This window comes from Grimontia marina, from assembly GCF_900060185.1.
In the GTDB taxonomy this organism is placed as follows: Bacteria; Pseudomonadota; Gammaproteobacteria; order Enterobacterales; family Vibrionaceae; genus Enterovibrio; species Enterovibrio marinus.
Genome location: NZ_FIZY01000049.1, coordinates 1 through 13,248, shown reverse-complemented (window position 1 = coordinate 13,248; position 13,248 = coordinate 1). Strand labels below are relative to the sequence as shown.

Below are 13,248 nucleotides of genomic sequence, written 5' to 3'. Positions count from 1 at the left end.
TCAGTCGCTCTCTTAATTTTTGTTGCCTAATGCTTCATCCAGCGCTTTCAATAGCCGTTCACCCGGTTGACCTGCCAACTCGACATACCTCGCCCTTATTGGTGCAGCATACTTTTTAAACGCGTTTTGTTGGGCTCGGGTTAGGATGATGAAGGTCATACTGGGCTTAAACTCCTTGATCTTGGCGAGTTGAGCTTTATTCAACGCTTGCTGCTTTTCAAAGATGAAGTCGCTCATTTCCTCAAAGGTATCTCGAAGCAGCATTTTGTGTTCTGCAGATAGAGACAAATACCAGGCCTGATTGGCAATTACTGATGTGGTGAACTTCTGTTTCCCGGGCCAAATCATGTATTCAGTCACTTCGTAAAACTTCATCTCTTCAATGGAGAAAACCGGATTACTCTGTCCATTAACAATATTGGCTTGCAGTGCACCGTAAACCTGAGAGTAGGGCAGAGGGATGGTATCCGCGCCATAGACACGAAATGATTCAATCACCAGAGGCGAGTTCATCACTCGCATTCGAAAATCTTTAAAATCGTCAGGTTTGACGATTTCTGTATCGGTTGACCACACCATGTCACCTTCAAGATAGAAAGTCATCAGGCGTAAATCCTGATCAATGAGTGCATTGCCGACAACTTCATACAGTGTGGAGTTATTGGTCAGAACCGATTGGTTGAGTTTGTCGTCTTGGGAGAAGATATAAGGGATGTTGAAAACCTGCATTTCCGGCACTAGGCTGCCTTGTCCCGCTGACTTTTCTTCTATGCGCCGTTTGAACTCTTTCGCGTAGATGTCCTGCACTGAACCATCAATTTCTTCTAGGCCAAATCGCCACACCAACCGTTCTTCTTCACTTGTTGCTAAAACGGGTAATGACAGTAAAAAGGTGAGTGTCACCATAAACAGTCTCAGCAGATAGCGCATTTTCACCTCGTTTCGGTATGTGGACCTAGTTAATTGTTAATGCAAATAGATATGTTTCATCAGTTTAGTCCTTGAGATTCAGGGAGAAAAAGTGATGCCTTGGGAACTTCCTTTATGAAATAAAAAAGTTGCGGACTGTGTTTGTGCAATGGGCACCAATGTGAGCGTAAAAAGCCGTATTGTCATGGAGTTAGCTGGCTGATTCACCCATGATGGGAATGGGATAATTCTCGATAAGAATAAAGTCGACAGATCCCAAACCACGCCACGAAGTCTTTTTGCGGTAGTCCCGTGAGCGGGACAGAAAATGGTGGTGACTTATTATCGAATAAGGAAATTCATCATGCACAAACCAATGATGCTCACGGCCATTGCGCTGAGCGTAGCAACAGCACTGCCAGCTTGGGCAGTTGACTGTACCTCCTTGCCAACCTGGGAAAATACTGCTGTATATAATGGCGGTGATCAGGTGGCACATACCGGCGAAGCTTACAAAGCCAAATGGTGGACGACAGGCAAGAACCCTGCTGAAAACTCAGGCCCATGGCAAGAGTGGGAAGCACTTGGTCAATGTTCTACTGGCGGCAATCAACCACCTGTCATCGAGCTGAATTCTCCTTTGAATAACTCCAACTTTGTTACCGGCGATGTGATCAATCTTTCAGCGACTGCCTCCGACAGTGATGGCTCGGTGTCGGATGTTGAATTCTTCGTCGGCGCAAACAGTGTTGGTGTTGTTACAGCGCCTCCTTTCTCTTTAGAGTGGGTTGCAAAACAGGGACAGGCGACTGTCCGTGCTGTTGTCACGGACAATGAGGGCGCGAAGTCTGAGCAAAGCGCGAGTATTACGGTTGAGGATCCTGTCTTTGGTATTCCACCTACCGCGCAGCTGACTAACCCGACTGCGAGTTCGCAACTGAAAGCTGGTGAAACCGTTGCTCTGACAGCAACTGCAGAAGATTCCGATGGCGCAGTTACGCACGTAGAATTCTATGTCGACAACAAACTTGTCGGTTCAGATGATGTTGCACCGTTTGAAACCCCTTGGCTTGCTACGGAAGGCAACCACAGTTTCAATGCTAAAGCGACTGACAATGATGGCTTGCAGGCTTGGGCAGGTGATGTCTCAGTCAATGTCGCTGGCAATAGTGTTGGTGGTGGTTGTGCTGGCGTACCAACTTACAGCGCTGGCACCAGCTATGCAGTTGGCGATATTGTTCAAAATGCGAACTACAAATACCAATGTGACGTGGCGGGATGGTGTTCATCAGATGCGGCTTGGGCATATGAGCCAAATACCGGCGCTCACTGGCAAGACGCTTGGACTGAGCTGGGTATCTGCGCCATCGTTCCTACCGTGACTTTCACTTCTCCGTCGGATAATGCAACTCTGCTTGCAGGTGAGACGGTTTCCCTTGCTGTTGATGCCGTTGATTCTGATGGCAGCGTAACTGGCGTGGAGTTCTTCGTGGCAGGTCAAAGCATTGCCGTTGATAATGCCGCGCCTTATGCCGTTGATTGGGCGGTTACGGGCTTAGGCGAAGTGAGCATCAGCGCAGTTGCCACTGACAACGAAGGTAACACAGGTAATGCCGGTATTCTTGTGAACGTTAGTGACCAGCCGTTGGTGGCAAGTTTGACTTCCCCAGCCGCGGGCATCTCTGTCGGTCTGGGCAAAGCTGTCTTGTTGGAAGCAGAGGCAAGCGCGCTTAATGGCACCGTGACTAAGGTTGATTTCGTTGTGGATGGGGCGATTGTAGCCACTGATTCAACGGCGCCATACAGCGCAAGCTGGACACCAGGGGCTGTAGGCAGTTACGCCGTTTCTGCTCTGGCGACTGATAGCAATGGCCTGACTGCATCAACCGCAGCTGTTACGCTGAAAGTGTTCGAGCAATCGGCGAAAAAACATCAGCTGATTGGTTACTGGCACAACTTCGAGAACGGTGCTGGCTGTCCGCTCAACCTCAGTGAAATGTCAGATGCGTGGGATATTATTGATATCGCCTTCGCAGAGAACGATCGCAACAGTGACGGGACTGTCCACTTCAATCTATATAACGGTGACATTCGCAGCACTTGTCCTCCGCTTGATCCGATGAAGTTCAAGCAAGACATGGCTGCGTTGCAGGCGAAAGGAAAAATTTTCGTTCTGTCACTCGGTGGTGCGGAAGGGACGATCACACTGAACACCGATACGGATGAAGCTAACTTCGTTTCTAGCCTGACAGCGATTGTGAAAGAGTGGGGCTTTGATGGTCTGGATATCGATCTGGAAAGTGGCTCTAACCTTGTTCATGGCTCTCAAATCCAGGCGCGTTTACCTCGTGCTTTGAAACAAATTGAAGCCAACATGGGTGGTGACATGTACCTAACGATGGCACCTGAGCATCCTTATGTGCATGGTGGTATGGTGGCATACAGCGGTATTTGGGGCGCTTACATTCCATTGATTGATGAACTGCGCGATACCTTGGACCTGCTGCATGTTCAACTCTACAACAATGGCGGTCTGCCTAATCCGTATCTTTCAGGCGCTGCACCGGAAGGTTCAGTAGACATGATGGTTACTCAGTCCAAAATGTTGATTGAAGGTTTTGAATTGGCAAACGGTACTGTGTTTGCGCCACTTCGTGATGATCAGGTTGCGATTGGTCTACCATCAGGCCCAAGCTCGGCGAACTCAGGTCAGGCTCCTACCCAGAACATTCTCGATGCGCTGGACTGTGTGACTAAAGGAATGGGTTGTGGAACAGTAAAACCAGCGTTCAACTACCCGAATTTTGGCGGTGTAATGACGTGGTCGATCAACTGGGACAAGCATGATGGTTTTAACTTCTCTGGCCCTGTAGGCGAAAAGTTAAACACCATGAATGCAGGGGAATAGCATCAAACTGAGAAGCGGGAAGAGATTTTCCCGCTTTTTTGATTAAAATATTACTTATGAGACAGCGGTATCATAAAACACCTTCATAGACTTGCTTAACGATCACAAGCAGTAACGGTGTTATGCACGTTCAAATTTCAAATAAAGCGATTCGCGGACTTTCCTTCCTTTTTGCGCGGCTGCCTTCAGCTGAGAAATGGTTGCACTTTACGACGTTAAGCTGGGTACTCTTTCAGCTGTTAACATCTGCTGGTATGCACGTCATCAATGAATCTACTGTTTACCACCTCACCCTCATTGACCATGTTCATATGTACGGTGGTGTGGGGCTACTTCTCTTTTCGATGGTTTTCTTTGTCACTGTAATTAACCGCAGACCAATCAGTGATTTGTATCCTTGGCTATTTGGGAACATTAAACGCATAAAGGCTGACATACGGATTATGAAGTCGGGCCGTCTACCTTCTCCAAAGCCCGGTGGGTTGGCGGCGGCGGTTGAAGGGTTGGGTTTATTGGCATTGATTTTGGCAGCAGTGACTGGCGCAATATGGGCGATTGCCATGTTAAATGAAAACCCATTGAGCCCAGACTTTTTAGCAATCCATAAAATGTCAGTCACTGCGATAGAAGCCTATGTTTGGGGGCATGGCTTATTTGCTCTTTTCCATCTCATCTTGTGGTGGCGTCGCGGAAAACGCGCTAGGTCACATTTGTCTTATAAATGAGACCAATGAGTTAACCTCTATCTATAATTTTGAAAGGTTAAATGATGAGGCATCCAAGATGAATACATGGAAAGAACAAGAAGTTGCCGAGTTTTGTGTTGAAGTGTCGTCCAAGAGAACGGTTGGAGCGGTCGGCGCTGAGTATGAAAGAACAGGCAGCGGTAAAGACTGGCAGCAGTGCATGAGACTGTCATTTGAGGGGTTCAATAATACTCGTATATTGTCGTTAGACGATATTTGGCGTGACTTGATTGAGAACAAGAAAACCAAGTTCTCAGGAGAGGTTCTAGCGCTGGAAACCATTGTTAAATTTGGCGATACCATGTAGCTGGAAACCCCCTACAAGGTCGAAATACAAGTCACTCACTAGTCTCGTTCGTAGGGTGAAAGGACAAATATGAATATTTAGTGACGAGGTTATCTAGACAACTTGATTGACCTATCTAGATAACCTCTCTAGCCCCCGTCATTCCGCGCCCTCGAACGTTTTATACCTCTTTCCCGTCCAATTTAACGTCAATCTCTTTGACACTATGGGTTATTCCACCCAACGTGGTTACGGGCGTAATCACCCGTTTGCCAGTGAAATTCGTTCTGGCAACGTCACGCTTGAAGTCGTTCCTGAAGAGTTAGGTTTTGCCATTGAAATTGGCGATATCGAAATGACCGAATGCCAGATGATCAATGGTTTCACTGGCAGTAAAAAGCACAAAGCGAAGTCTACTAGAGGTTACGGTGTCACGTTTGGGTTTTCTGAGCGCAAGGCGATGTCGATGGCGTTGGTAGATAGAGCATTGCAATGTGGCGAATATGACGAAGTGCCACAAGGCCCTGCTCAGGATGAAGAGTTTGTGTTAGCGCATGGCGACAACGTTGAAGCTGCGGGTTTTGTCAGCCACCTGAAGTTGCCGCATTACGTGGACTTTCAGGCTGAGCTCGAACTCATCCGCAAGCTTCAAAAAGAATTTGATGCCCGCGACGCTTCGGGCGAAGGAGAAGCGCTATGACTACGCAAGCCGTTCAAAGTGGTTATAACTTCGGTTATCTCGATGAACAAACCAAACGCATGATTCGACGTGCTCTGCTGAAAGCCATTGCGATTCCCGGTTATCAGGTGCCGTTTGGTGGCCGCGAAATGCCCATGCCTTATGGCTGGGGCACAGGCGGCATTCAAATCACCGCTGCGATTATCGGCGAGCCTGATGTGCTTAAAGTGATTGATCAGGGGGCTGATGACACCACAAACGCGGTTTCCATCCGCCACTTCTTTGAAAAGGTTGCCGGCGTTGAAACTACTGAGCGCACAGAGCAGGCTACGTTGATTCAAACCCGCCACCGCATTCCAGAAAAACCACTTAATGAAGGTCAGATCCTGGTGTACCAGGTGCCGATCCCTGAGCCGCTGCGCTTTATTGAACCGCGTGAGACGGAAACACGCAAAATGCATGGTCTGGAAGAATATGGCGTGATGCACGTGAAGCTCTACGAGGATATCGCGCGCTATGGCCATATCTCGACCGCATACGCCTACCCAGTGCGGGTCAATGGTCGCTACATCATGGACCCTTCGCCCATACCGAAATTCGATAACCCAAAGATGGATCAAATGCCCGCGCTGCAACTCTTTGGCGCTGGACGTGAGAAGCGTATTTACGCCATTCCTCCTTATACGGATGTGAAGAGTCTGGATTTCGACGATCATCCCTTCGAAATCCAACAATGGGGTGAGCCTTGCTGCATCTGTGGTTCGACAACCAGCTTTCTGGATGAGGTAGTGACAGATGATAAAGGCAGTCGAATTTTCGTGTGTTCTGATACCGATTATTGCAATGACCAGCAGTCAAAAAATGCTCTGAAAAAGGAGCAAGAGGAGAAGCGCGCGTGTCAGTAACAGAGTTAGGTCGCGAGCACGCGACGATGCGAGCAACGAATTTGCAGCCACTTTTGGAAGTAGAAAGCCTCACCAAGCTTTATCAGCCAGGCAAGGGGTGTCAGGACATCTCTTTTGCTATATGGCCAGGCGAAGTGCTGGGTATTGTGGGTGAGTCAGGCTCTGGAAAAAGCACCTTGTTACGTGTGCTTTCAGGTCGTGAAACGCCAGATTGTGGCGCAGTGAATTACCAGTTTGAAGATGGCTCTCAAGCGAGCCTCTATGCGCTTTCTGAAAGTGAACGCCGTCGATTACTGCGCACCGATTGGGGAGTGGTTCATCAGCATCCGATGGATGGATTACGCCCGCGAGTTTCTGCTGGTGGCAACATCGGCGAACGACTGATGGCAGTAGGAAACCGACATTACGGCGATATTCGGGAGCAAGCGTTGGACTGGCTTTCTCAGGTGGAGATTCCTAAAGACCGAATCGACGACATGCCAATCACTTTCTCCGGCGGTATGCAGCAGAGACTGCAAATTGCCCGCAATCTGGTGACGAATCCGAGACTCATCTTTATGGATGAACCGACAGGCGGGCTTGATGTGTCTGTGCAGGCACGGCTGCTGGATTTGATTCGAAATCTCGTTACGGATTTAGGGCTGTCTGTGGTCATTGTGACCCATGATTTGGCTGTCGCGAGATTACTGGCTCACCGATTGGTGGTGATGAAAGAGAGTCGAATTGTCGAAACCGGGCTGACCGATCAGGTGCTCGACGATCCGCAACATCCTTACACACAGTTGCTCGTATCATCCGTCTTGCAGGGGTAGGGAAGACCATGACAAACACAACCATGTTACGCGTGTCGAATGTCAGTAAGACTTTCGTTCTTCACAATCAAGGCAGTGCGAAGCTTTCCGTGCTCGCAGACTCCAGCTTCTCAGTTGACAAAGGAGAATGCGTCGTGCTCTTAGGTCGTTCCGGCGCAGGGAAGAGTACTTTACTCCGCGCGCTCTATGCGAACTACCTCGTCGATAACGGCGAAATTAAGGTACGACACCAAAATACAACGCAAGGCGAACATTGGGTGGATATTGCCAGTGCGCTGTCCCGCGACATTCTGGATGTTCGCAAAAACACCTTGGGTTGGGTGAGCCAGTTTCTGCGTGTTATTCCCCGCATCAGTGCACTGGATGTAGTCGCGCAACCTTTGGTGGAAAAAGGGGAATGCAAAGTAACATCACAGCAAAAGGCTGGGGCTTTGTTGAAACGACTCAACGTGCCGGAACACTTATGGCATTTGGCACCCGCGACATTTTCTGGTGGTGAACAGCAACGAGTGAATATTGCACGTGGATTTATCGTTGAATCACCCATTTTGTTGCTGGATGAACCGACGGCATCACTGGATGAGAAGAACCGTGATGTAGTGATTGAACTCATTCTGGAAGCCAAGCAACGGGGTGCTGCGATTGTTGGCATATTTCACGACGAATATGTTCGCCAGCAAGTGGCAGATAAGTTCTACGACATTTCAACCGCGACATTGAAACCGGCTTAAGGGAAGGAATCGACAATGATTATTACCAATGTTCAACTGGTGTTGGAAGACGAAGTCGTTAATGGTTCGTTAGAAGTTGAGAACGGCATTATTCGCGCCATGTCCGATTCGCTCAGCTATCAGCCAGGAGCAGTGGATGGCAATCAGGGATGGTTGATGCCGGGGCTGATTGAGCTGCATACAGACAATCTGGAAAAGTACTTCACGCCGCGATCAAAGGTTAGCTGGCCGCCATTTTCGGCTATGGCAGCGCATGATGCGCAACTTATAGGAGCCGGTATCACAACGGTTCTGGATGCGATTGCAGTCGGTGATGTACGCGATGGTGGTCATCGTCAGGATAACCTCGACAAGATGATCAATACTATTGTCCAAAGTGGCGAAAGAGGTCTGAACCGCGCTGAGCATTTCGTCCATATCCGTTGTGAGCTGCCTCACGAGACGACGGTTGATTGGCGAAGCTTTATCTCGACTTGAATCAGACTCATATGGTGTCCCTAATGGACCACTCTCCGGGTCAGCGCCAGTTCGTGAATCTCACCAAGTATTACGAATACTATCAGGGTAAATACAACCTCAATGACGAGGAGATGGCCGCGTTCGAACAGGACCAGCGTGAAAAGTCCGCGATATGGTCAGACCTAAACCGACGAACGATTGCGAGCCTTTGCCATGAGAGAAATATCCCTCTTGCAAGCCATGACGATGCGACCCGTGCCCATGTTGAAGAATCCCGTGCTTTGGGGCTGGTGTTGGCGGAATTCCCTAACACAGTTGAAGCGGCGCAACGCTCCCACGAACTTGGTCTGAAAGTCATGATGGGGGCACCCAACGTGGTTCGTGGTGGATCGCATTCAGGCAATGTGGCGGCTCATGAGTTGGCATCGTTGGGCGTGTTAGATGCACTGTCGTCTGATTATTTCCCTAGCAGTTTGTTGGATGCGGTTTTCCGTCTTGCAGATGATGAGCGCAATGCGCTGGATCTGGCCTCGGCGACTTGCCTGGCGACACGTAACCCAGCGTCCGCGCTTAGTCTTTCAGATCGCGGCATCATTAAAGAGGGCATGCGGGCAGATTTGTTGCTGGTGGAGCGTCATTACGAGCAGCCTTATGTGCAGCAAGTGTGGCGTCAGGGACGTCGCGTGTTCTAAAACAGGAAAAGAAAATGGCAAAGCTGTTTTATGTGCTTGGTGCTTCCGGGGCAGGGAAAGATTCGCTGATCAATGCCGCCAGAGAGCGCTTCTGCCAAAAGTTAATGGTGGCACATCGTTACATTACACGGCCTGCTTCTGCTGGGAGTGAAAATCACGTTGCCTTGTCAGACAACGAATTTGATCTTCGTATTAAGCAAGAACTGTTTTCCATGCACTGGCGAGCGAACGGACTGCGCTATGGGGTGGGGCGTGAAGTGGAAACTTGGTTGGCGTCGGGCATGGATGTGATGGTGAATGGTTCTCGAGCGTATCTACCCTACGCCAGAGGGGTATTTGGAGAACAGCTGGAAGTCGTATGGATCTCAGTCAACCCTGATGCACTTGGAGAACGTCTCGAAGCCCGGGGCAGAGAAAGCGTAGAAGAAATTGCCCAGCGATTGGAACGCGCCATTCACTATGACGCGATGCGCCCGGCCGATGCGATTCATCTCAACAACAGCGGAAAACTTGAAGACACCGTCGCTCAGTTTGCTTGTGAATTAGATATCGCACTCTGCAAGGAAAACGGAGGCAATCACCATGGATGAGTATCACATTGACACAAATCGCACTTTGCATGAAGAGGCAACAATTTGTCGCGATGCTGTGGTAACTGACTCGGTGCTCGGGCGATGGACTGAAGTCGGCGAACGAACACTATTGGAACATTTTGCACTGCAAGACTTCAGCTATATTGGTCCCGACAGTGAGGTGGCGAACACTGAAATTGGTAAGTTCACCTCGATTGCGTCAAAGGTTCGGATTAATCCCGGCAACCACCCTTGGTGGCGTCCTACGTTACATCACTTTACCTATCGTCCCGGAAAGTACGGGATGGAACAACTTCAGCAGAATGGATCAGAGAAAGATTCGGAAGTATTCGACTGGAGAAAAGATAACAAGGTGACGATTGGTCACGACGTCTGGATTGGACATGGCGTAATAATTCTGCCTGGCGTGACCGTCGGAGACGGTGCGATCATCGGCGCAGCCAGTGTGGTCACCAAAGATGTAAAAAGCTATATAATCGTTGTGGGTAATCCGGCGAACATATTGAGACCCAGGTTTGCCACCCGGACACAGCGGAAATGCTCGCTTACCTTTGCTGGTGGGACTGGCCAGAAGAAAAAATCAGACAGTATTTTCCTTACTTTCAGAAAAGTGCAGAAGCCTTTATCGAGGCAGTAGAGCAACACTACTGACTGTCATCAATTGAAGGGTATAAGGTTGGGTATACACCCAATTATTTTGCGCATGGAAGAACCAATGCTAAGAGTGACCTTGTTAGGAACAGGGGCGGCAGGGTGAGTACCCCTATACGGATGTGAATGTGCCGCATGTCAAAGAGCTAGGGAACACACTGCATTTGAGCGAAAGCCCTGCTCTGCTATGGTGGAGTGGGGTAAAGGCAGTGCACGTCAAAGGTTGTTGATTGATGCTGGCTTGATGGATTTACATGACCGCTTTCCTGCGGGTACCTATCATGGTTTTCTACTGACACATTTCCATGTTGACCATGTTGACCATGTTGACCATGTTCAAGGGCTTTTTCATTTGAGGTGGGGCAATCCTTCACCCATTCCAGTTTGGTGTCCGGATGACGAGCAAGGGTGTGCTGATCTTCTTAAGCACCCTGGCTGCCTGAGATTTTTGCCCGAAATGAATCATGGCGATGTGGTCAATATTAATGGGCTCCGAGTGACGCCACTTCAACTTAATCATTCGCGACCAACGGTTGGGTACTTGCTGGAATATGGGCCAAAAGGTATAGCGTATCTCACTGATACAGACGGGCTGCCCGCTCAAACGCTCGATTTCCTCAATTCGGTAAATCAACTTGACGCCTTGATTCTGGATTGTTCTTTTCCACCCGGTCATGTGGGTTCAAACCATGGGGATATTGAAGCTGCTCTCAAAGTTTATGAAAAGCTCCAGCCGAAAGAGCTCATCATTACCCATATCGGTCATGAGTTGGACTGCTGGCTTATGGAGAACGATATTCCTGATTGGATGGAAATTGGTAGGGAAGGGATGGAAGTATAAGGGCAAATTGTTGCCCTTACGTATTCACATTCTACTCGGAAATTATGTCCATGGTAATAACCCGAGTAATAGCTGTGTTTCCCAACGATGATATTTGGATTGGTAATCTGCTCGGCGATGGGCTTGCCGACAAAAGGGGACTCAAAATAGTTCATTGTCTTGTTTACTGGAGTTGCTGCACGAGAATGATACTCCTGATATCTAGGACAACCAAAGGAAACTTGACGTGAGTAACTATAGCTAGATATATTTGTTTCGATGCGAAACCATGTTTATAGGAGAAAGATATGTCAAGAGCATTATCGGGTCAGACTTTTAAACTGGCTGCCAGTGAATGGCTGAACACAGAGCTAGCCATAGAACTTGATGAATACCGGGGTAAGATTGTCGTAATCTATGTGTTTCAAATGCTATGCCCTGGTTGTGTTTCTCACGGCTTACCGCTGGCTAAAAATATTCAGAGTACATTCGCGGACTCAGGCGTACAGGTTATTGGTTTGCATTCTGTGTTTGAGCATCACGATGTGATGACTCCGGATGCATTGAGGGCGTTTATTCATGAATATCGCATTCAGTTTCCTGTAGCGATTGATCAACCCAGTGAACACAACACGATTCCGAAGACCATGGATCGCTATCAGTTTGGTGGAACGCCGACGCTCCTTATTCTGGATCAGCATGGCAAACTCAGGCTTAACCATTTCGGATTGCTGAGTGATATGCAGGTGGGAGCGCTTATTGGTTCGTTGCTGGAAGAGGGAGCAAATGCTGAAGCAGAAAGTCAAACTTTAGATACCCAAAGCCCGGATGGTAAGGCTTTAGAAGAAAATAATGGGTGTGATGAGTATGGTTGCAAGGTATAAATGTTTGCTCTTTCAATCTTGCTGTAGTTAAGAGCCGACACGCGGTCGGCTCTTTGATTTTACTCGTTAATCTTATCAAGCATTTTCAGTGAGCCCATATAAGCCATATATTCGATAATCTCGTTCAGCTGCTGGTCAGATAGGTGCTCAAACTTCAGCATTCGAGATTTGGCGCGATATGAGTTCGGGTTCTTAATAAATGCCTTTAAATATTCCTTGTCCCTATATTCGGTAATGTTTTTTGGGATATTTAGCTCTGGGCCTATGTCACCCCCTTCCAAATTAATTGAGTGACATGAAATACATGTTGATTTGAATGCAACATATCCAGCCATAATAATAGGTTTATCTTCTGCCCCGGTAGGATAATAATCTGGCTTGGGTGCTTGATAATTAAACTCTATCTTATAAACCTGAAAAGGCCATATCCAATTATTATACTCATTTGGGTCAGTGGTCATGACATAAAACGGCCCCGGATTGAGTGTTTCTTTACCCTCACCAATGTCAGTAAAGCCGTTCGGGTTTCCTTTCTCATCAGTAACGACAACCAAGGGGCTTTTCGTGGTTCCTTTAGACCATGAAGCAACGAAGCCATCCAGAGCGACGAACTTAATCTCTTCCACTTTGCTGAAGTCAACACCAGCAGAGGCCGCAACGTCTTTGAAATCAAGCCCGTTATACGTCATTGGCTTTTTATAAACCGGAGATTGAAACGACAGTGAACGCGGTGCTGCAGAGGTTTTCATCCGATCGATACCAAGTGACTTCTCAAAGATTACCTGATCCCCATTTTTGAGAATAAACTCAATCTTTCGATCGTCGGCAAAACCTTGGAACGAGATAAAGCCTAGCATAATAGCAAAAATGAACCTGAACATATTGTCACCTTTATTTTTGAACATCCTGTTTTGTTTCATTGTTATAGTAGTCTTAAGGATTGATTGTATTGATGTTTATTTGCCTACTTTGAAACGGATCAAGTTAATTCACTGAAGTGTTATGAGTTAAGGCGAATATTGAAGGTGTTATTTGATGGTTATTTAGTCGGCCCTGAAAAAGCCGTTTTTGCCATTAAGAAATCAAGCAAAAAATAGGGAAGCTGAAATACCAGCTTCCCTATTTTTTAGACAACTGCGCCTGCTTAGTCGCAATAGCATCCTTGTTCATTGT

At 47.9% G+C, this 13,248-nt stretch carries 10 protein-coding genes and 5 pseudogenes; 12 read left to right on the top strand and 3 right to left on the bottom strand.

Annotated features, from left to right (window positions below):
* Positions 1-12: 12 nt before the first annotated feature.
* Entirely contained in the window at positions 13-930 is a 918-nt protein-coding gene (gene dctP / locus GMA8713_RS19855) for a TRAP transporter substrate-binding protein DctP (RefSeq protein WP_157515696.1), read from the bottom strand.
* Positions 931-1,273: 343 nt separating this feature from the next.
* Between dctP and GMA8713_RS19850 the strand changes: the two genes are divergently transcribed.
* The 11 genes and pseudogenes from GMA8713_RS19850 to GMA8713_RS19800 all read left to right on the top strand — a co-directional run.
* The gene (locus tag GMA8713_RS19850; RefSeq protein WP_062713523.1) at positions 1,274-3,817 is read left to right on the top strand and encodes an Ig-like domain-containing protein; all 2,544 of its coding nucleotides are present in this window, start codon (positions 1,274-1,276) and stop codon (positions 3,815-3,817) included.
* 122 nt (positions 3,818-3,939) lie between these two features.
* Positions 3,940-4,542, top strand: coding sequence for a hypothetical protein (locus GMA8713_RS19845; RefSeq protein WP_062713521.1), 603 nt, complete (start codon positions 3,940-3,942; stop codon positions 4,540-4,542).
* A 58-nt stretch (positions 4,543-4,600) separates the two neighbouring features.
* Complete coding sequence (locus tag GMA8713_RS19840; protein WP_062713518.1) at positions 4,601-4,870, top strand: hypothetical protein; 270 nt, start codon at positions 4,601-4,603, stop codon at positions 4,868-4,870.
* A gap of 205 nt (positions 4,871-5,075) precedes the next feature.
* A pseudogene (locus GMA8713_RS19835) lies at positions 5,076-5,549 on the top strand (carbon-phosphorus lyase complex subunit PhnI); the annotation flags it as partial.
* Positions 5,546-6,433 carry an alpha-D-ribose 1-methylphosphonate 5-phosphate C-P-lyase PhnJ gene (locus tag GMA8713_RS19830; RefSeq protein WP_062713516.1) on the top strand — a complete coding sequence of 296 codons (888 nt, stop codon included), beginning with the start codon at positions 5,546-5,548 and terminating at the stop codon, positions 6,431-6,433. The pseudogene GMA8713_RS19835 and the gene GMA8713_RS19830, both read left to right, overlap by 4 nt.
* Before the next feature lie 26 nt (positions 6,434-6,459).
* The gene (gene phnK, locus GMA8713_RS19825; protein WP_198159551.1) at positions 6,460-7,245 is read left to right on the top strand and encodes a phosphonate C-P lyase system protein PhnK; all 786 of its coding nucleotides are present in this window, start codon (positions 6,460-6,462) and stop codon (positions 7,243-7,245) included.
* 8 nt (positions 7,246-7,253) lie between these two features.
* Complete coding sequence (gene phnL / locus GMA8713_RS19820) at positions 7,254-7,976, top strand: phosphonate C-P lyase system protein PhnL (RefSeq protein ID WP_198159550.1); 723 nt, start codon at positions 7,254-7,256, stop codon at positions 7,974-7,976.
* A 15-nt stretch (positions 7,977-7,991) separates the two neighbouring features.
* Positions 7,992-9,127, top strand: a pseudogene (gene phnM, locus GMA8713_RS19815) (alpha-D-ribose 1-methylphosphonate 5-triphosphate diphosphatase).
* A gap of 14 nt (positions 9,128-9,141) precedes the next feature.
* The gene (phnN, locus tag GMA8713_RS19810; protein WP_062713511.1) at positions 9,142-9,717 is read left to right on the top strand and encodes a ribose 1,5-bisphosphokinase; all 576 of its coding nucleotides are present in this window, start codon (positions 9,142-9,144) and stop codon (positions 9,715-9,717) included.
* Positions 9,710-10,371, top strand: a pseudogene (locus tag GMA8713_RS19805) (DapH/DapD/GlmU-related protein). Before phnN ends, GMA8713_RS19805 begins: the two are co-directional and overlap by 8 nt.
* A 166-nt stretch (positions 10,372-10,537) precedes the next feature.
* Positions 10,538-11,212, top strand: a pseudogene (locus GMA8713_RS19800) (MBL fold metallo-hydrolase); the annotation flags it as partial.
* A gap of 38 nt (positions 11,213-11,250) precedes the next feature.
* On the opposite strand, the pseudogene GMA8713_RS26945 reads toward GMA8713_RS19800, so the two are convergent.
* Positions 11,251-11,367: pseudogene (locus GMA8713_RS26945) on the bottom strand (type B chloramphenicol O-acetyltransferase); the annotation flags it as partial.
* A gap of 132 nt (positions 11,368-11,499) precedes the next feature.
* Between GMA8713_RS26945 and GMA8713_RS19795 the strand changes: the two are divergent.
* Positions 11,500-12,075 (top strand): peroxiredoxin family protein, encoded by a 576-nt coding sequence (locus tag GMA8713_RS19795; protein ID WP_062713507.1) that lies wholly within the window; start codon positions 11,500-11,502, stop codon positions 12,073-12,075.
* A 59-nt stretch (positions 12,076-12,134) separates the two neighbouring features.
* Here the strand turns inward: GMA8713_RS19795 and GMA8713_RS19790 are convergent, their stop codons facing one another.
* On the bottom strand, positions 12,135-12,956 hold the full coding sequence (locus GMA8713_RS19790) for a c-type cytochrome (RefSeq protein WP_062713554.1): 822 nt from the start codon (positions 12,954-12,956) through the stop codon (positions 12,135-12,137).
* Positions 12,957-13,248 lie beyond the last annotated feature (292 nt).

Bases quoted from the DNA above. Each gene is read 5' to 3' on its own strand.
- phnN (WP_062713511.1), top strand. From the start codon at position 9,142: ATGGCAAAGCTGTTTTATGTGCTTGGTGCTTCCGGGGCAGGGAAAGAT.
- phnL (WP_198159550.1), top strand. From the start codon at position 7,254: ATGACAAACACAACCATGTTACGCGTGTCGAATGTCAGTAAGACTTTC.
- phnK (WP_198159551.1), top strand. From the start codon at position 6,460: ATGCGAGCAACGAATTTGCAGCCACTTTTGGAAGTAGAAAGCCTCACC.
- GMA8713_RS19840 (WP_062713518.1), top strand. From the start codon at position 4,601: ATGAATACATGGAAAGAACAAGAAGTTGCCGAGTTTTGTGTTGAAGTG.
- dctP (WP_157515696.1), bottom strand. From the start codon at position 930: ATGCGCTATCTGCTGAGACTGTTTATGGTGACACTCACCTTTTTACTG.
- GMA8713_RS19795 (WP_062713507.1), top strand. From the start codon at position 11,500: ATGTCAAGAGCATTATCGGGTCAGACTTTTAAACTGGCTGCCAGTGAA.
- GMA8713_RS19845 (WP_062713521.1), top strand. From the start codon at position 3,940: ATGCACGTTCAAATTTCAAATAAAGCGATTCGCGGACTTTCCTTCCTT.
- GMA8713_RS19790 (WP_062713554.1), bottom strand. From the start codon at position 12,956: ATGTTCAGGTTCATTTTTGCTATTATGCTAGGCTTTATCTCGTTCCAA.
- GMA8713_RS19850 (WP_062713523.1), top strand. From the start codon at position 1,274: ATGCACAAACCAATGATGCTCACGGCCATTGCGCTGAGCGTAGCAACA.
- GMA8713_RS19830 (WP_062713516.1), top strand. From the start codon at position 5,546: ATGACTACGCAAGCCGTTCAAAGTGGTTATAACTTCGGTTATCTCGAT.